This window comes from Thauera sp. ZXT1-4 (assembly GCF_052598215.2).
This window is the reverse complement of the sequence record NZ_JBQWSN020000001.1, coordinates 35454-54097: the sequence shown is the minus strand read 5'-3', so window position 1 is coordinate 54097 and position 18644 is coordinate 35454. Positions and strand designations below refer to the sequence as shown.

Below are 18644 nucleotides of genomic sequence, written 5' to 3'. Positions count from 1 at the left end.
ATGCCCGCCTCTTCGCTGCCGCACTTCGCCGAGATGAGCCTGCGGGCCAGGCTGATCGCGATCTTCATTGCGATCAAGGTGCTGCCCTTGCTGCTGCTCGCGCTCTTCGCCTGGCAGGCGGCCACCGATCTGGGCAGGCTCGTCACCCTGCGCGCGGTGAGCATGGCCGACGTCATGCTGGACACACAACGGCGCACCGGCGCCACGGCGATTGGTGACGCCATCGAGGCGCTCGATGACCGCGCTCGCGAAGCGATCGAAGCGCTCACCACCGATGTGGCACGCGAAGTCGCGCGCTTCCTGTACGACCGTGACCAGGACATCCTGCGCGCAGCCCGGATCCCACCCGCAGCGGACGCCTACCGTCGCTTCCTGGATACCCACCTGCGCTTGCTCGAGGAGCACGCGCCGTACGCGCTGGACGTCGACGGCACGCGCTGGGCCGAAGCCGATCCCGCACCGCACAGGCCGGCGCTGGTCCGCGCCCCGCTCCCCGACAACGCGGGCAGCTTCCACTACCGCACGCCGGATCCGCGCACCCACCAGACCTTACGCCCGCTCTTCCTGGAGATGAGTTTCATCGATCTGGATGGCCACGAGCGCATCAAGGTGCACAGTGACCGCGCCCTCGGCCTGCTTGACCCGGCGCTACACGACATCCGCGATCCCGCGCACACTTTCGTGCGCGCCGAAACCTACTGGCCCGCGCTGCAAAAGCTCGCCCCCGGCGAGATCCACGTGTCCCGCGTCATCGGCGCCCAGGTGCATACACACTGGATTGGTGAGTACACCCTGCACGAGGCACGAAGGCAAGGTAAGCCCTTCGCGCCCGAGGCATCGGGTTACGCCGGCCTGGAGAATCCGGTGGGCGTCCGCTTCCGTGGTCTGGTTCGCTGGGCCACACCGGTCGTGCGCGATGGACAGATCACGGGCTATGTGACGCTTGCGCTCGACCACGCCCACATCATGGCCTTCACCGACACCCTGCGCCCCACCCCCGAGCGCCACGCACCGATCGCCGATCCGGCCTCGGGCAACTACGCCTTCATGTGGGATGACGAAGGGCACAACATCTCGCACGCGCGAGACTACTTCATCCACGGCTTCGACCCCGCCACCGGCCAGCGCGCCGTGCCTTGGCTGGACACAGAGCTCTTCAATGCCTGGCAGGCGAGCGGGCTGGAGTGGACGCATTTCGCGGCAACCGTCCCGGCCTATCGCGACCAGCGCCTAAGCCGCGAACCCCATCCTGAATCGACCGCCTCCGGACAGGTGGGCCTGGACTGTCGTTACCTGAGCTTTTCCCCTCAATGCCTGGGCTGGCACGACATGACCGAGCACGGCGGTTCGGGCTCCTTCGTCATCGAGTTCAGCGGCCTGCGCAAACTCACCACGGTCGCGGCCATCCCCTACCACACCGGCCCCTACGCTCGCTCGGAGCGCGGTTTCGGCTATGTGACGATCGGGGCGAACATCGACGAGTTCCACCGCGCCGCCACCGAATCCGGGCGCCGCATCGGCCAGATGATCGACGCCGCAGACCTGCAGACCCGTCAGGCGCGCGACAAACTCGTCTCGGACATCCGCCGCACCCTGCGCCAGACCTCGGCAGGGCTCGCCGTCTCCACCCTGATCATGGCCGTCGCCGTGATCCTGATCGCGATCTGGATGGCGAACCTGCTCTCGCGGCGCATCACCGACGTCGTCGACGGCATCCATCGTTTCGAGAAGGGCGAGCTCGACCACCGTCTCACCCCGCATGGCCGCGACGAGCTCGCGGAACTCGCGCGCTCCTTCAATCGCATGGCCGACACCGTGCGCACCTCGATCCTCGACATGGACCACGCACGCGTGAGTGCGGAGCAATCGAACCGAATGAAGAGCGAGTTCCTCGCCAACATGTCGCACGAACTGCGCACCCCGCTCAACGGCATCATCGGCTTCGCAGACCTGCTGGCGGCCGAACTCGAAAGCCCGGAGCACCGTCATTTCGCCGACACCATCGGGCACAGCAGCCGCCACCTGCTGGCCGTGCTCAACGACGTGCTCGACCTCGCCAAGGTCGAAGCCAACCGCATGCGCATCCACCCCGAGACCTTCGACCTCTGTGCTCTGCTCAGATCGGTTGCGGCACTGCATCAGGTCAGCGCCGAGGCCAAACGAATCAGCCTCACCACCCGGTTGCCCGAGGCGCCCTGCCACATCACCGCCGATCCGGTGCGCGTCCGCCAGATCGTGGAGAACCTCGTTTCCAATGCGATCAAGTTCACGCTCGAAGGCGGCGTCGAGATCACGCTGGCACCGGGCCCCGAGGCCGTGCGGCTCACTGTCTCCGACACCGGCATCGGCATCACTGCGGAAGAGCTGGAGCGGATCTTCGACCCCTTCTATCAGGCGCGCCCCTTTCTCAATCGGACCCACGGCGGCACCGGGCTGGGGCTCACCCTGTCGCGTCGCCTGGCAATGATGATGGGCGGCGAGATCCACGCCATCAGCACCCCGGGGCACGGAGCACGCTTCGACCTGTACCTGCCCTGCCAGCCTCCCCCGCACCTCCCGGAGGAAAACACATGAACACGCTCGCATTCGTCGTCGACGACAGCCCCGTCAACCTCAACATCGCAGCCGTGCTGCTGCAGCGCACCGGGTGGGCGGTGGAGTCCTTCGCAAGCGCCCTGCCCATGCTCGAACGCCTGGACGCACAGCAGCCCTTCGTCATCCTGCTCGACATCTCGATGCCCGGCATGAGCGGAGAGGAAGCCTGCCGCCGTATCCGCGCAAACCCTGCGCTCGACGCCATCCGCCTCGTCGCCTACACCGCTCATGCACACGACGAGGACCACAGGCGGTATATCGCCTGCGGTTTCGACGCGGTCCTCACGAAACCTATCACGCCGTCCTCGGTGGTCGAAACCATCGGCACTGCCGCAAGCCCGGTGCCGCGCACATCATGATCTCCCCGCCGAAGGCCACCCCGATGCAATCCCCACAGCCCACCATCCCGCCCTGCCACTTCTCACCCGAAGCACTGCGCGAAGACCTGTTCGGCAGCCAGTCCGCCCTCGACGCTGTGCTGCAGACCGTATCGCCCTGGCTGACCGAAATGCGCGAGCGTCTGCTGGAGGCCGCTGCAGCCCAAGACATTGCCAAGCTGGCCCGCCACGCCCACACCCTGCGCGGCGCCCTCATGCAACTTCACGCCGACACCGCCGTGGCGCTCACGCGTACGCTCGAGGCTACCTGCAAACAAGCCGACGACGTGCCGGACGCCCCGCAAGTCCACGCGCATCTCTCCGCGCTCCTCACCGAACTCGAGTCCCTTCACGCCGAGGTCGACCAGCTCCTCTCGTCGCAGCAGCGCTGACACCCAACGGCGCGCACTACCCACGCCACCGTTACCCGCACGGCTGCGAGTTGCTTGACGCCCCCCAAGGCCGCCTGAAAGCAATTGGCGGGCGCGCATTTGAGTGGAAAACCCTTCCCTGAGCGCCACCTTGCCGCTATACTCTCGGGCTCGTCACGGACAGGTGGATGAGTGGTTTAAGTCGCACGCCTGGAAAGCGTGTTTGGGATAATATCCCAACGCGGGTTCGAATCCCGCCCTGTCCGCCACCGAACACACCGAAACCCGTATGGCCATTGGCTTTGCGGGTTTTTCGTTTTTTGCGAGTCACCATTCGAGTTACCACTCGGCAGCGGGTAGCCCTGAGTCACCGCCTCTTGCTGGCGCAGATCATCGCCACCGCACCACCCCCAGGCCACCGAAACCTGCCGACGTTCGCGGCCCGGATTACCCGCTCCGGGAGATTGCCAGGGAGAACCTGCCCACGCCCGCCAGATCGCCCCAGGTGCCGCGCAGCAGCCGATGGTGATGCAGACCATGGCCGAATGAAAAAACCGGCACATGGCCGGTTCTCGTTGCTGGTGCAGGTCGAGGATCACCCCGCGTCGGTTACAGCGTAACCATCGAAGTGCAGAATCGCCGCCTCGATCACTTGGCGCTTGGTCTGGCCGGTGCGCTCGCAGATGCGTTTGAGCGTTGCGTCGGCGGTCGGGGACAACATGACTTGAAGCCGCGTGAGCAGCAGCCCGTCCGGGTCTTTCAGTGCGCGCTCTCGGTAGCGGCGTTGTTTGTCGGCGTTGCCGATTCCCATGATGCCCTCGTCGGTTACAGTGTAACCGGATCATAGAATGGTTACACCGTAACCGCCACGCCCGCCCACATCGAGCGCGCCGCCGCAGATCACTACCGCCAGAGACGACAAACCCGCCACGCGGGCGGGTCTGGTTGCTGGCGGGGTCGCGGTCGTCGGCGTTGCGTTCGCGTTGCGTTGCGCGTCAGCGCCGCTCCAGCCGCCCGAGTCGAGACTCCACAATCCCGAGTTGCTGCGCCCACGCGCCCAGCACGCCGCCCTTCAGCCGGTCATGCTCGTCCTTCAGTCGCCAGAAGGTGCGCCAGTGCATCCCTTTCGGCTTCCATCCGTCCGGGTTGAGGATGCCGGCCTCCCACTTCAGCCGATCCCGGATCGCGTCCGCACGTCTGGCAAGACGGTCGGCGTCGCCCTCACGCTGCACCTCGTAGGCCAGCCGGTAGCAGCGCCGACAGGCAAACACTGCGCCGCCGTACAGGATCGCCACGCGCCGACCACAGCACGGACACAGGAACCACGGACGTTCGCCGCCATAGTGGCAACTGCTGCGACTGAGCCGCACCGTGTAGTCGTAGTCCTTCCATTCGCCCCGGTCGGTCGCACGGTAGCACAACTGGATAGACGCCTCGCCCGCCTCGATATTTACGCTCGCCCGCTTTTGCCCGTTGCGATACCAGTTCCAGCCGCCACGCCACCCAGGCACCAGCACGCCAGCACGATGCAACTCGCGCACGTCGAGCCTCCGATAGTGCGCAGTCACATCACGCCCACCGCGCCGCCCGCTACCACTTCCGCCCATGATGCCCCCGCAGATTTACCGAAATCAATAGGCAAATTGAAGCGGTGGAAACCGCTCCGAACTGCCCGTATCCCGCGCCAGTATTGGGATGCAGCCGGTTTTCACGATGTACGTTTTCCCGCATCGTGTCAGCCCTCATGCGGCAGGTAGCTGGCGCAGCTCTCACCCTGGTCGGCAGGCAGCTTGCGCAGCGGGTGATGCAGCCCATACGCCCCAGCAAGATCGTCACGCCCGCCGCCGCAGTAGCCCGCCGACAGGCCCGGCCTCTTGCGGTGTCGGCAGGTCTTGCAGCCGGTCGGCGTCGTTTCCGTGCGTACTTCGTTGCGTACTGGTGTGCGCACCTCGCGCATCGCCGCCGCCGTGATGCCGCGCTCGGCAGCAATAGCCCGGTAGCACGTCAGCGCGCCTTCAGGATCGGCCAGCGCCGCGTCGAGAGCCTCAGCCCTATCCGCGTCGGTGTCGCCCGCGTAAATGGCCGATATCAGCGCCAGCAGTTCAGCGTGCTCCCGCGCATTGGCCGTGCGCGTGATATCGCGCTCGGGGATAGGCTCCGCCGCCAGTGCAGCCGGGTGTGCCGCCAGGACTTCAGCGTGATCTACAGCAGGCGCGAACCACACCTCCATCGGCTCTCGGTCGGCGTAGTGCAGCAGCCAGCGGGTTGCCCGGATCGGTGGCGCGGTGTCGGTCGGCGTCTCGCTCGCGGCAGGACGTGAATGTGCGCGGGTGCCATCTGACCTACCGACAAAACCATCAAAACCCCCTTCAACCGGGTTTTGTAGGTTTTGATGGTTCGTCATCTGGCGCTCTTGCACACACGCACCCCCACCAGCGCCGCCCTGGTCAGCCCTCTTGAGCAGGTCGAGGTAGCGGTTCATCGCGCCCCCTTCGGCAGACTCGCCGGGTTGATGCGATAGGTCGCCGTCGGCCTGCCGCCGCTCGATCCCGGCTTCACGTCGAAGCGCCGCAGGTGCCCCAGGTCGCAGAGCATCGCCGCCGCCTGCTTCACGGACTCGGGGGTGTTCAGGTACGCCCACCCCTTCACATACACGTCGCGCACCGCGAAACCATCCCGCACAGCACCGCCCTTGATCTTGTCGAGCAGCGCCAGTGCCGCGTCGGTCTGCGGCCCGGTGCCCGCCCCGTAAGCTCGTGCCGCATGGCTTTGCAGATACTCTGCCCAGGCCAGCGCCCGCAGAAGGGAATTGCGGCTCACCGCTTCTTCGCCGTCGGCCAGCGCACACACCAGCGCCAGCGCAGGGACCAGCTTGCGGTATTTGGACAGGTGCGACTCCATCGCCGGGTGATGCTCGCCGGATCGGAGCGCCGTCTCGAAGTCGTGCCGCCACGCATCGAACTCTGCTTGCGCCTCAGGCGTGAAACGGTAGACGGCAGGCCCAGGCTCGCCGGTTTCAGGGTCGGTGCCGGGAGGCATCGCATCGAGCCGCTGGAACGTCTCGAAGGCAGCACGTCGAGCAGGGGTGTCGGGGAATCGGTCGACGTTCTTCCACTGCCCGCCCACGTCAGGCCACACCATCAGGCCAAAGCGTTGCAGGAGGCCATCGTCGCCCGCGCCGCCGCTCACCGCATCGTGGATGTAGGCTTGCAGCTTGCCCGGCTGGATGCCGCCCAGGAGCGCGATGCACACGGCAGGAATGCGCCGGTTCATGCCGCGCCCGATGCGGTCGAAGGTGTAGCCTTGGTTTCCGTCGTAGCCTTGCAAGTAGAAGGCTCTCGCGCCCTCCTGACCTTCCTTGTCGAGAGCGCGCAGCAGCCCGTTCAACTCGTCGCGGTAGGCAAGCACGCCCCAGGGGTTGCTCATCAGGATTTCGCCCAGGGCTTCCACCGATGCGTCCGTCACCTTGTACCGGCGCGGCTCAGGCGGATCGTCGTCACTCGCGTCTGCGGCCTCCATCATCAGGTGCCGGGCTTTCTCGATGTCGCCCTTCTTGACCGCCTTCTCAGCTTCACCCGCGACCTTCTTCTCCGTCATCGCCCGCAGCTTTGCGCTGATCTCGAAGTCGCGCATCGCCTCCTGGTGCAGATCGTTTGCCAGCATCTCCAGTCGGTCGAGAGGCTTCAGCACCTCGGACAGCGCAGGCGACTTCATTACACCCGGCCTGCCCACTGCCACGCCCCACAAGTTCGGAATCACCCGCCAGTCGTCGTGCCGCTTCGGCGCGATGCTCGCCTTCCTGCCGATGACGGATGAAAGCGCCACCATCGCGCCCACAGCAGGGAAGTCAGGCGGACACTGCATCCGGTCGGCAATGTCCGCCACCCAGGCGCGCAGCGCAGCAGGCAGGAGTTCAGTGTCGAATGGCTCCACCGGCAGCAGCATCGTCGGCACCGGCAGCGGCTCGCCCCAGGCGTCAGCATCCGGCTCCGCCTGCTGCGCCGACGGTGCGCTGGCGCTGGCGATGGACTTCTGCACCGCCTCTGCGCCGCACCTCACGAACAAGTCATTCATGTCCTTGTCGCCCGGGTCGCGCTGCGGCCCGAAGTCTGGAATCGCCAGCTTGCCGTCGACGGCACGCGCCGCCTCTACCGCATGGGGATCAGGCAGGCCCGACGACTTCACCAAGTCGGCCAGCAGCACCAGCTCCGCGCCCTGGTAGCGGTCACGCATGGCACGCGCCACCGCCATCAGGTTGCCCGACGACAGCGCCGCAATGCCGACATGCCCGGTCGCCTCGGATGCTGATAGCACGGTCGCCACGCCTTCACCGATGAGCAGCACATCGGCGTCGTCGGGCGGTCGCCGCGTTGCCCAATGGCCTCCGGCCTTGCTGCCGCGCCCGGCAAGCGCGGTCTTGCGGCCCTTGCCGTCGATCAGTTCCACGGTCGAGAGCGCATCACCTTGCTTGACTGGAACCACAAGCAAGCGGCCTTCCAGCGGCTCGCCGCCCGACTTCGGCGTGTAGCCCAGGATCGCCGCCGCAGTGCCCGCGTCGATCTCGCGTAGGGTCGCCGTCGGGGAAACCTTCTTGCGGGTGAGGTAGGGGTTCTCGCCCGTTGCTGCCGTCGCGGCCTTGAGGATCGCCGCCGCCTTCGCAGCAGTCTCGGCACGCTCGCGCTCGATCTCGTCGGCATCGGCAGCAGCACGTTCAACCGCCGCACGCTGGCGCTCCGCGATCTCGGCAGGGGTGAGGGTGTGCCGCCTGCCGTCATCCTGCCAGCCGCGTTGCTTGGCCTCGTGGAACAGGGAACCGATGCCCACCTTGCCGTCAGGCCGGATGCTGCGCCACACGGTTTTGGAGTCAGTCGCGCTGTAGTTGTCGGCGGTCTGCCCCCAGGCATCCCAGGTGTCGAAGCCGTGTTCACCGAGTTCGGACTTGATCGCCATGCCCATGCGCAGCCACAGATCACGGTCGGTCGCGTCGACGTAGGTCAGTGCGCTGTTGATGCGGTCGGTGTCGGTGATGGTGTCGTATGTCATCACACCACCCCCATCAGCATCGCGCCCGCCACCGCAGCCAGCGCCAGCAGTCCCACCAGTTCGGGATCGACAGCGCCCTGGTTGCGCTTGGCGTTGATCGCAGCAGCACGCGCTTGGCGTTTGCCCTTGCCACGGAACTTTGCAGGCTTTACCTCACGCGCGAGTTCGGCCCACAGCAACGGCAGGAACAGGCCACGCTCGCGCTCTGTTTCACGCGATGTTTCACGTATAGAATCTGCGGCGTCTGTTGCCTGCTTTGCCGCCCCGACGCCACGGTTGCCCGCCGTGGCGTTGTCTTTTTCAGGCTGTGCAGCGCCCTCGCCAGGAAGGCGATGTTGATCTGTCGTCATGGCTGTACCTCACGCCGACAGGGCGCGGCGGATATCGCCAGCAGCCCACACGTTGTTCGATGTCAGGCCGAGTTTTCGAGGCTTGGGGAGAATGCCCTTGTCGATCCAGCGGTAGAGCGTTGCGCGGCTCTTTCCGGTGATCGCTTTCAACGCGGCAATGTCAATGCACGCGGAATCAGGCAGTCGGTCGAAGTTTTCGACCGTAGAAGGAAGGGTGTTGCGGGTATTGCAGGGTCGTCCGGGTCGGCGTCGGTCTGGGTCGGGGTCGCCGTCACCATCGCCGTCGTCGTCGTCGTCGCCAGCGACCTCCTGCGCAGCAGGTGCAGCACCAGCACCGCCGACATTTTCGCCGCCAGTCAGGTTCGACTCGTTGACGATGGCCAGTCCACTTTGGCGAAGTGCCTTCTGCCGTTCCGCCCGCTTGGTGCCGTCGTTCCAGTCCTCAACCATCCGTCCGATCATGCACAGGTAGCTTGAGCGGTGATCCAAGACAAATATTTTCACGATGCTCGCCTTCTAAAAAAATGCGCCGTCTCATTCCAACGCGACGACGTTATAAACGATCTCACGCACCGCTGCAAAATGGTCACGCGGCTTTGGTCCCAATCGGGATGACGTTTGATGCCGCCGTCGTCGAGCAGTAGGTCGCCCAATCGGCCATCAGCGCCCGCCGCTTGTCGAGTAGATCGCCACGCCGATAAGCGGCTTCCACCGCGTTGCCGACCGTATGCGCGAGGGCTTGCTCTGCAACGATGTTCGGGTAGTGCGTTTCCTCGGCGCACCAATCCCGGAACGTCGATCTGAATCCGTGGACCGTCAGATCGCCATGCCCGAGTTTGCGCAGCACCATCGTCATTGCCATGTTGGAAAGTGGCTTTCCGGCCTTCGCGCCCGGGAACAGATAGCCCTCGCCCTCGCCCTTGCCCATGCGGATGATGGTGTCGAGCAGATCCATTGCCGCATCCGACAGCGGGACTCGATGCGCCACAGCGGCCTTCATGCGCTCGCCAGGGATGGTCCACAGCCTGCTGTCTAGGTCGAACTCGGACCATTCAGCGAGCAGCACCTCCGACGTGCGACAGGCAGTCAGGATCGTCAGTTGCAGCGCCGCCGCCGACAGCGAAACGCGCTCGGTCGTCAGCCGCTTGTAGAAGGCTGGCAGGTCGCGGTAGTCCATCGCCGCGTGATGTTCTCGGCTGGCCTTGCTGCGTTTGGGTAGCAGCTTGTCCAAGTGCCCGCGCCATGCGGCTGGGTTGATGCCGGTCGCCAGACCTTTTGCCCGCGCCGCGTCGAGAACAAGCTCGATCCTGTTGCGCACGCGGTTTGCCGTCTCCGGCTTGCCCGACCATATCGGCTTGAGCGCCCCGAGAACGTCCTCGGTCGAGACTTCGCCCACCGGCTTGTCACCAAACTTCTGATAGACGTACTGAGCGAGCGTGTTCTCCCATTGCTGCCCGTGCTTGGCGTTGCGCCATCCCGCACGGTGCGACTCGATGTAGTCGAGCGCCGCAGTCTTGAACGTGGTCACAGCGGCCTTTTCTGCGACCTCTGCGGCCTTGCGTGCTTCGAGCGGGTCGATGCCTTGCTTTGCCAGCTTGCGCGCCTCTGCGGCCTTGTCTCTGGCCTCTGCGAGCGTCAGCACGGAACACGCGCCCAGGCCCATCATCCGACGCTTGCCGCCGATCTGATACCGGAACTGCCAAGATGCGGCCCCAGTCGGCCCAACCTTGAGATACAGCCCATCGGTGTCTGCGGTCGCCCCTGGTTGAGCGTCACGAACCAGCTTGTCTACCTGCTTCGTCGTCAGTGCCATGTCCGTCCTCCGAGTCACCACCCGAGTTACCACTCGGCTATGCATTAGGAAGATACATAGTGAGACAGTGAGAGACAAGCGAAAGGCGCTTTTTCGCCTTTATTCAGTTGCTTGCATGCTGTTATAGGTGTCTCATTCTGAGTTGCGTTATCTCATGTTGGCGGACGCCCTGTCCGCCAGAACACCAGCAAAAACGCGCCTTTCGGCGCGTTTTTGCTTTCCAAGCCATCACTGCAGCTGCACTTCGCGCGGGTCGTGGCTCTTTAAGTGGCACGGTCGAGACGTTGTGCGGTCGGACGTGACGGCAGAGACGCTCCACCGCAACGGCGGGCTGGATATGCCTGAGACGCGGTCGGCGGCTGCGCGCAGGTCGCCGCACCGTCCGCCCTCGTCATCGAGCTCCATCCTAGCAGCGAACACAAGCCCCCGTCAGCGCGAAAGCTCCACCAGAACACCCGCCAGGACGCGAGCGCCCTCGATCAGGTCGGCCTCGTCCGTATCTTCAGCGGCGTTATGACTGATGCCCCCGTGGCTGGGTACGAACAGCATTGCAGACGGACAATGGTCGGCCAGGTGCATTGCATCATGGAAGGCGCCCGAAACGATTCGACAGTACGGTTCACCCGAGGCGACAACGGCTGCCTCGACGATCGACACAACTTCATTGGCAAATACCGTCGGCGCACGCTGCATAAGACACCGTACTTCGGCGACGCAACTGCCGGCGCCTTGGCTCACGATCTCCCGAATACGGCTTCCGCATTCACTCAATGTCGTTTCGTCCGGATGGCGCAAATCGATGGTGAACGTTGCGCGCTCAGCAACCGTGTTGATGGCCCCTTGAGCCACATCGAAGCGCCCCACTGTCAAGCGCAGCGCAGGGTCCTCGAGCGAAGCAGCCATTTCACCGATACGAGCGACCGTCGTTGCTGCGGTCATCAAGGCGTCACGACGACTGTCTAGCGGTGCCGTCCCTGCATGCGCACTGCTCCCGCGCACGGTGATCTCGAACCAACGCACGCCTTGGATCCCGGTGACGACGCCCAACTTGAGACCAGAAGCTTCCAGAATCGGGCCCTGCTCGATGTGCGCCTCCACATAGGCCTTCAGCGGACGAGCGAGCGGCACCTCACCGGCCTCAGGTAACGCGGCGGAGGTAGCATCACGCTCCGACCCGAAGCGGACCCCGTCGACATCGGCGCTATCCAGGAAAGCCGCCAGAGACGCCGGCTCGACAAATGCGCTCGAGCCCATCGCGCCAGGACTGAAGCGTGAGCCCTCCTCATTGGTCCAGACGGCCAACTCGATTGGATGCTGCGTCTGGATTCCCGCCGAATCGAGCGCCAACAAGGCTTCGAGCCCCGCGATGACCCCATAGGCCCCGTCCAGCCAGCCTCCAACGGGTTGCGTGTCAATGTGGCTACCTGTCATGACAGGTGGCAGGCTGTCATCCATGCCCGCCCGGCGCAGAAAGAGGTTTGCGGCTGCGTCGACGTGCCAGGAGTATCGGGGGCCTGTTACCTGCTCGACGAGCCAGCGCCGGGCCTCGCGCTCGGTGGCGGACAGCGCCTCGCGCGCGACCCCCCCATCCTCGCGACCACCAAAGGTGGCCAGTACGCGCAGCATGCCGATCAGGCGCCTGCCATCCACGTGCGCCATTGCCTGTCTTGCATCTTCACTCAGCCCACGGAGAGGTTTCGTCGCGCTCATCGCACCCCTCCTCAGACTCTGGATAGGGCAGCAGTGACGGCTTTGCCCATCTCGGTCGTGTCCGCAGTTCCCCCGAGGTCCGGTGTGCGCGGGCCGTGTTCGAGCACATGCTCGATGGCACCGACCAGTTCTTGCGCGGCTGCGAGGCATGCAGGCTGACGTTCGCCGAGGAATTCGAGCATCAGTGCGGCCGACCAGATCATCCCCACGGGGTTGGCGATGTTTCGGCCATAGATGTCTGGCGCAGAGCCGTGCACAGGCTCGAAGAGCGAAGGGAAGCGACGCTCCGGGTTAAGGTTCGCCGAGGGCGCGATGCCGATGGTGCCTGCACATGCGGGCCCGAGGTCGGAAAGGATGTCGCCGAAAAGATTGGAAGCGACAACCACGTCGAAGCGCTCGGGCGAGAGCACGAAGCGGGCGGCAAGGATATCGATGTGGTACTTGTCCCATCGAACGTCAGGGTACCGCTCGGCAGCCACTTCGAGGCGCTCATCCCAATAAGGCATGCTGATTGCGATGCCGTTCGACTTGGTCGCCGAAGTCAGGTGCTTGCGCTCACGCCGGGACGCCAGCTTGAACGCATAGTCGATCACGCGATCGACGCCGTGACGCGAGAACACTGCCTCCTGCAGCACCACTTCGCGCTCGGTACCGCCAAAGATCTTGCCGCCGAGGTTGGTGTACTCCCCCTCGGTGTTCTCCCGTACGACAAGGAAGTCGATATCGCCAGGCTTCTTCCCTGCGAGCGGGCAAGGCACGCCGGGCATGAGCCGGACCGGGCGCAGGTTGATGTACTGGTCGAACTCGCGTCGGAACTTCAGTAGCGAGCCCCACAGGGAGATGTGATCGGGTACGACTTCGGGCCAACCCACGGCGCCAAAGAGGATTGCATCAAAGCCCTTCAGACGCTCGAACCAGTCTGCCGGGAGCATGTCGCCGTGTGCCTGGTAATACTCGGCGCAAGCCCAGTCAAAGTGTTCGTACTCAAGGGCGAGCCCGTGCCGCTCTCCAAGCGCGGCAAGCGCACGCAGGGCTTCGGGCATGACTTCCTTGCCGATCCCGTCACCCGGGATAACGGCGATTCTGGATGCAGACATATTTTTCCTCGTTGAAGGCTTCAGCAGCGGTTGGGCTGCCAGTCGAAGGCGGCTCGGATTGCTTGTGGGGCAGATACCCCATTGGCCAGCAGCAAGGCCAGTCGGATGCGGGCCTTGCGCGCGCTCAGGTGCCGCACACCGACGGCTCCGGCTTCTTCCAGCTCGTGCAGGGAGCCGGGAAACTGATAGCTCTGATGAGTCGCGCCATGCAAGGTGGAGCTGCAGATGAGCGTTGGGAGGCCACAGTCCATCGCCGCGCGCAGCACTGGCATCCAATCAGGTGGCACGTGACCGCGTCCGACGCCATCGATGACGATGCCGGCCGGGGCGCTTGCGAGCACAGCTTCCAGGAATGCGGCCGACGCACCTGCATACACGGGCAGAACATCGACCCGGGGGAGCGCAGAAGGCCGGACAAGGCGTCGCTGCCGCATGGGGCGCTGCAGGATCTGAACCTCGCCGTTATCAATGAAACCCAAACAGCCCAGGCCCGGCGCGTCGAACCCATCGAGGCGGAAACTGCTGACCTTGCGCACGAAATTGGCGCTGTACAGCGATTCGTTGAACGCCACCATTACGCCCATGCCGTGTGAGCGCCCTGATGCGGCAGCCTCAATCGCGCGTCTCAGATTGGCATGCGCGTCACTGCCCAGCGCATGTGGCACGCGCTGCGACCCGGTGACGACGACGGGCACGTCCGAGGTATCGAGCACGCATTCGAGGAAATACGCGGTGTCCTCGAGCGTGTCCGTTCCATGCGTAATCACGATTCCATCCGCCAGGCCATCGGCCGTGAGGGCTTCGCACCGGCGGGCAATCATCACCCAATCCGCGGCGTCAATGGCGTTACTGGGTTTTTGCAACACCGACTCGACCTCAACCCGGATATCGTCGGCCAGCGCCAGCGCCTGAACCAATGCCTCTCCCGGGAGTGCTCCGGAGACGTTGCGGCCGTTCTCGCCCGGGGCGCTGGCAATCGTGCCCCCCGTCGAAAGCAGGAAGATGCGCTTCATGATTATCAGTAAAGTGCGTTGGGAAGCAGCGTGCTGATCGCGGGGATGTAAGTGATCAGCAGCAGGGCCACGACCATCAGGCAGATAGTGGGTAGTGCCGCGCGGAAGATCTCGTAAAGGGTCATCTTCACCACGCCCATCGCAACGAAGAGGTTCAGCCCGACCGGCGGTGTGAGCATGCCCACGGACAGGTTCACCAGCGTGATGATGCCGAAGTGGACCGGATCGACGCCCACCTGAGCGGCGATGGGCTGCATCAGCGGCGCCAGGATGATGATGGCGGAGGCACTGTCGAGGAAGCAGCCGGCAATCAGCATGATCACGTTGAAAAGCAACATGATGAGGATCGGGGAGTCCGTGCTCGACAAGACTTCCGAGGCGATCTGGGTCGGCGTGCCCGTGCTCGCCAGGATCCAAGAGAATGCGGAAGCACCTGCCGTGATCAGCAGCAAGGTGCCCGACAGCAAACCCGTATTCCGAAGGATCTCAAGGAGCGCACGGAAACTGATGCTCCGGTACACCACAGCACCGACAAACCATCCGTACAGACATGCGCTTGCTGCTGACTCGGTCGGCGTGAAGACGCCGCTATAGATTCCACCAAGAAGAATGACAGGCAGACCAAGTCCCCATGCGGAGCGTTTGAACGCCGCGCCGATCTGCTTCAGCGACGGAAAGGGATCACGCGAGTAATTGTTCCGAATCGCGTACCAGGTGGTGTACGCGATGAGCAGCCCGCCGATGAGCAATGCGGGCAGCAGGCCGCCGGCAAAGAGCTTTCCAACCGAAGTACCAGTGACCGAACCATAGATGATGAGCGCGATGCTGGGCGGAACGATGGGACCAAGTGTCCCTGCCGTCGCGATCAGGCCGATGGAGAAATACTTGTTGTAGCCGGCCGCCACCATGGCCGGATACATGATCGTGCCGATCGCGATGACGGTTGCCGGACTCGAGCCGGAGATTGACCCGAAGAACAGACAAGCCAGAACGGTCGCAGCTGCCAGCCCCCCGGGTAGCCAGCCGATGAGCGCCTTGGCAAGCTCGATGAGCCGGTCGGACAGCCCGCCGATGCGCATCAACTCGGCCGCGAGAATGAAGAACGGGATCGACATCAGGGAGAAGTTGTTCATCCCTGAGAACATCCGCATCGGCACCACCAGCGGATCGATCCCTCCAAAAAAATACAGCGCAGCCGTAACCGCCAGTGCAAGTGCTGCAAAGATCGGCAGACCAAAGAGCAGCAGGCTGAAGAAGATGGGGACCAGAGCGGAGATCATTGCGTGCCCTTCCTCAGGTCGCGCTCATGGTGGTCGCAAGGGGCTTGTAGTCCTTGCCAGCCACCAGGGTCTGAAAGATCAAAAGGTACCGGGCCAGCATGAAAGCGCCCGCCACGGGAATCGTCAGGTAGATGTAGGCCACGGGGATCTGCATTGCCGGTGAGAGCTGCCCCATGCTGGACGTGTTGATGAAGAGCCGTCCGCCGTAATAGACCAGCGTGGCAGCAAAGATGAACCCCAGGATCGTCGCCACGTACTTCAGGACGCGGGTGAGCCGGGGGCCGGCAAATGCGTACAACATTTCCACCGAGATGTGGGCGGCGTACCGCACTCCCATACTGGCGGCCAGGAAGCTCATCGTGATCAGTGAATACAGGATGAGCTCTTCGGACCAGTACAACGAGTTATTGAATACGTACCGTGCCACAACCTGCACGATGGCAACGACGGTGGCCACGAGCATCAGGACAACCACCATGATGTTCTCGACCCAGTCGATGAGCTTGTTGAGCGCGTGAATCATTGCCGTCCCCGGTCAGATCAGCGATTAGTTGCCAGCGGCTGCCTTCAGCGCCTTATCGAGCAGTTCAGGCGTAACCCGGGACTCAAACTCCTTGTAGATAGGCTTGGACTTCTCGATGAAAGCTGCGCGGCCCTCAGGCGTCAGCTCCCGGATCTCGATCTTGTCCTTGATCTCAGCGATGATGCGCGCATCCTCTTCATCGGTGATCTGGCGGGCGTAGTCGCGGCCCACATCGAAGGCATCCGCCACGACCTTCTTGAGATCATCCGGCAGAGAATTCCACGCCGCCTTGTTCATCACGGCAGCATAGGTGTGATAAGCGTGGCGGGTCAGTGTCAGGTACTTCTGAACCTCATGGAAACGCATCGAATAGATGTTCGCGAACGGGTTCTCCTGGCCCTCGACGACGCCTTGCTGAAGGCCGTTGTACACCTCGGTGAAGGCCATCGCAGTGGGGTTTGCACCATAGGCACGATACGTGGCGAGAATCGCCGGCGCCTGCAGCGTGCGCATCTTGATGTTCTTGAGGTCATCCGGGTGCGTGATCGGGCGAACGTTGTTCGTCATCTGGCGGAAGCCTGCGCCCCAGAAGTTCACGCCGTAGAGGTTGCTCTTGTCGAGCGTGTCGAGCAGCTCACGACCCACTGCGCCATCAAGCACGCGCTTCATCGCGTCGTTGTCAGGCATCAGGAACGGCAGATCGAAGAGGTACATCTTCGGCTCGAAGTTCGCGAGATTGCCCGTCGGCGGAATCGCGATGTGCACCAGGCCCATCTGGGTCTGTTCGATGATTTCCACGTCACCGCCAAGCTGCGCAGCCGGGCGGATGTTGATCTCGATACGGCCCTTCGAGTTCTTCTCGACTTCCTCCTTGAACTTCACCGCAGCCTTTGCGTTGGGGGTGCTTTCGACCAGCACGTGCGCGAACGTGAACTTGAACTCGGCGGCCTGCGCTGCGCCAGAGAACAGGGCAGCCATCACGGATGCAACGGCGATCTTCTTCCAGCTCTTCTTGGTTGTCATCTGAATCTCCTCCCTTTTCGGGGTTGGTTGAAATGCGGGAAAAATCAAGCCTGCGCGGGTGCGCGGCCCAGTACGTCGAACCCCCTGCCGATCAGGGACTCGATGTTCAGTGCGATGCCGATCAGGCGCTCTTCGGCCATTGCCGGTCCCATTAACTGAAGCCCAACCGGCATGCGACTGGCGTCCAGCCCCACAGGCAGGGTCAGCGCGCACCAGCCAAAGAGGTTGCTGATCACGGTGTTGCGCAATGCCATCATGTTGGCTTTGCCGTAGCTCGCTCCGTCGGTGATGTCTGCCAGGCGCGGCGGCGTGATCGGCACCGTCGGGGACAGCAGGACATCCACGTCGTCATAGACCTGCGCAGCGCCTGCACCACAACGCTTGAGCACAGCCTTGCGACGCAGGTACTCGACCGAGGAAATCGCCTCGGCGCCTTGGACCCGGGCACGAACCACCGGGTCAAGCTGGTCGATCTTCTGCGGGAAGTGTTCGTTCAGATAAGCCGCCAGCTCGGGGGCAGCCAAACCGCCTTGGCGGAAGATCTCGTAGGCTTCCTCGCAATGGGGCAACTGCAGCCGGACAATGCGGGCCCCGGCCTGCGCGAGGCGGTCGACCGTCGCTTCAACGAGCGCGCCAATGCTCGGTTCGATACCCTCCCAGAAGAAGTTCTCGGGAACGCCGATTCGCAAACCAGTCAGCGGTCGAGGCGCACACGGCTTCGGCACCGACCGAGCGCTGGCATCCATGGCCGAAAACGCAAAGGCGAGGTCCTCGACCGTACGCGTGAGCAAACCGGGGGTGTCCAGTGAGGAGGACAAGGGGACGATGCCATTGAGCGACCAGCGACCGTAAGTCGTCTTGAGTCCGACCTGTCCTGTCATCGACGCTGGCACTCGAACGGAGCCAGCGGTATCCGTGCCCAACGCCAGGAAGGCGCTTCCCTGCACCAGGGAGACACCGGCGCCGGAGCTCGATCCGCCTGGCGTCCGGTGCGCTGCGGAGGCCCAAGGATTGAAGGGGGTTCCCCAGTGCGCATTGACGCCAAGACCGCCAAAGGCAAACTCGACGGTGTGTGTCTTGCCGACCACGATGCCGAGTTGCCGCTGCAGGCTCGAAACCACTGGGCCAGCGGTCTCCCAGGCCTCTGGCAACCGCTCGGCACTGCCTGCAAACACCGGCAGCCCAGGGACGCCGTAAAGGTCCTTCACCGAAACCGGGATCCCCATCAACGGACCAAGATCCACCCCCTCGGCAAACAGGGCATCGACGGCTTCAGCCAACTTTCGGGCACGTGCGCCGTCCCATGTTTTGTAGGCGTTCAGGCGACTTTCGGAGGCAAGGAAATTCTGCGTACAGCGCTCGATCAACCCGACTGCGGTCTGATCGCGCCGGCGCAACTGGCGAGCGTGCTCCGCCAAGGGCAGGTAGCTGGTGTCCAACAGTCTCTCC

The 18644-nt window shown here is 63.9% G+C and carries 17 protein-coding genes and 1 tRNA gene; 4 read left to right on the top strand and 14 right to left on the bottom strand.

Features of this window, described 5'->3' with window-relative positions; translation table 11 throughout:
* The 4 genes from ACUH78_RS00270 (at position 1) to ACUH78_RS00255 (ending at position 3612) form a co-directional block, all read left to right on the top strand.
* Positions 1-2574: a sensor histidine kinase gene (locus tag ACUH78_RS00270; RefSeq protein WP_445332558.1), complete on the top strand. Its 2574-nt coding sequence runs from the start codon at positions 1-3 to the stop codon at positions 2572-2574.
* A complete protein-coding gene (locus tag ACUH78_RS00265) occupies positions 2571-2954 on the top strand; it encodes a response regulator (RefSeq protein WP_418363136.1) in 384 nt (127 codons plus the stop codon). Before ACUH78_RS00270 ends, ACUH78_RS00265 begins: the two co-directional genes overlap by 4 nt.
* Before the next feature lie 23 nt (positions 2955-2977).
* Complete coding sequence (locus ACUH78_RS00260; RefSeq protein WP_418363137.1) at positions 2978-3364, top strand: Hpt domain-containing protein; 387 nt, start codon at positions 2978-2980, stop codon at positions 3362-3364.
* A 157-nt stretch (positions 3365-3521) separates the two neighbouring features.
* Positions 3522-3612: transfer RNA gene (locus tag ACUH78_RS00255), tRNA-Ser, on the top strand.
* Between the two features lie 326 nt (positions 3613-3938).
* On the opposite strand, the gene ACUH78_RS00250 is transcribed toward ACUH78_RS00255, so the two are convergent.
* The 14 genes from ACUH78_RS00250 to ACUH78_RS00185 form a co-directional block, all read right to left on the bottom strand.
* Entirely contained in the window at positions 3939-4154 is a 216-nt protein-coding gene (locus ACUH78_RS00250; protein ID WP_445332559.1) for a RepB family protein, read from the bottom strand.
* Between the two features lie 184 nt (positions 4155-4338).
* Positions 4339-4911, bottom strand: coding sequence for a hypothetical protein (locus ACUH78_RS00245; protein WP_445332560.1), 573 nt, complete (start codon positions 4909-4911; stop codon positions 4339-4341).
* A gap of 167 nt (positions 4912-5078) precedes the next feature.
* Positions 5079-5825: a hypothetical protein gene (locus ACUH78_RS00240; protein ID WP_445332561.1), complete on the bottom strand. Its 747-nt coding sequence runs from the start codon at positions 5823-5825 to the stop codon at positions 5079-5081.
* Entirely contained in the window at positions 5822-8386 is a 2565-nt protein-coding gene (locus tag ACUH78_RS00235) for a DUF3987 domain-containing protein (protein ID WP_445332562.1), read from the bottom strand. Before ACUH78_RS00235 ends, ACUH78_RS00240 begins: the two co-directional genes overlap by 4 nt.
* Positions 8386-8736: a hypothetical protein gene (locus tag ACUH78_RS00230; RefSeq protein WP_445332563.1), complete on the bottom strand. Its 351-nt coding sequence runs from the start codon at positions 8734-8736 to the stop codon at positions 8386-8388. Before ACUH78_RS00230 ends, ACUH78_RS00235 begins: the two co-directional genes overlap by 1 nt.
* Positions 8737-8745: 9 nt before the next feature.
* Positions 8746-9240, bottom strand: a complete 495-nt coding sequence (locus ACUH78_RS00225) for a helix-turn-helix transcriptional regulator (RefSeq protein WP_445332564.1) — start codon at positions 9238-9240, stop codon at positions 8746-8748.
* A gap of 82 nt (positions 9241-9322) precedes the next feature.
* Positions 9323-10549, bottom strand: a complete 1227-nt coding sequence (locus ACUH78_RS00220) for a tyrosine-type recombinase/integrase (RefSeq protein WP_445332565.1) — start codon at positions 10547-10549, stop codon at positions 9323-9325.
* Positions 10550-10978: 429 nt separating this feature from the next.
* On the bottom strand, positions 10979-12259 hold the full coding sequence (locus ACUH78_RS00215; RefSeq protein WP_445332566.1) for a M20 family metallo-hydrolase: 1281 nt from the start codon (positions 12257-12259) through the stop codon (positions 10979-10981).
* An 11-nt stretch (positions 12260-12270) separates the two neighbouring features.
* Entirely contained in the window at positions 12271-13356 is a 1086-nt protein-coding gene (locus ACUH78_RS00210) for a tartrate dehydrogenase (protein ID WP_445332567.1), read from the bottom strand.
* A gap of 20 nt (positions 13357-13376) precedes the next feature.
* Positions 13377-14369 (bottom strand): asparaginase, encoded by a 993-nt coding sequence (locus ACUH78_RS00205; protein WP_418363140.1) that lies wholly within the window; start codon positions 14367-14369, stop codon positions 13377-13379.
* Between the two features lie 5 nt (positions 14370-14374).
* A complete protein-coding gene (locus tag ACUH78_RS00200) occupies positions 14375-15649 on the bottom strand; it encodes a TRAP transporter large permease (RefSeq protein ID WP_445332568.1) in 1275 nt (424 codons plus the stop codon).
* A 13-nt stretch (positions 15650-15662) separates the two neighbouring features.
* On the bottom strand, positions 15663-16172 hold the full coding sequence (locus ACUH78_RS00195) for a TRAP transporter small permease (protein WP_418363142.1): 510 nt from the start codon (positions 16170-16172) through the stop codon (positions 15663-15665).
* Positions 16173-16196: 24 nt separating this feature from the next.
* On the bottom strand, positions 16197-17195 hold the full coding sequence (locus tag ACUH78_RS00190; RefSeq protein ID WP_445332569.1) for a TRAP transporter substrate-binding protein: 999 nt from the start codon (positions 17193-17195) through the stop codon (positions 16197-16199).
* 44 nt (positions 17196-17239) lie between these two features.
* Positions 17240-18634: an amidase gene (locus tag ACUH78_RS00185; RefSeq protein WP_445332570.1), complete on the bottom strand. Its 1395-nt coding sequence runs from the start codon at positions 18632-18634 to the stop codon at positions 17240-17242.
* Positions 18635-18644 lie beyond the last annotated feature (10 nt).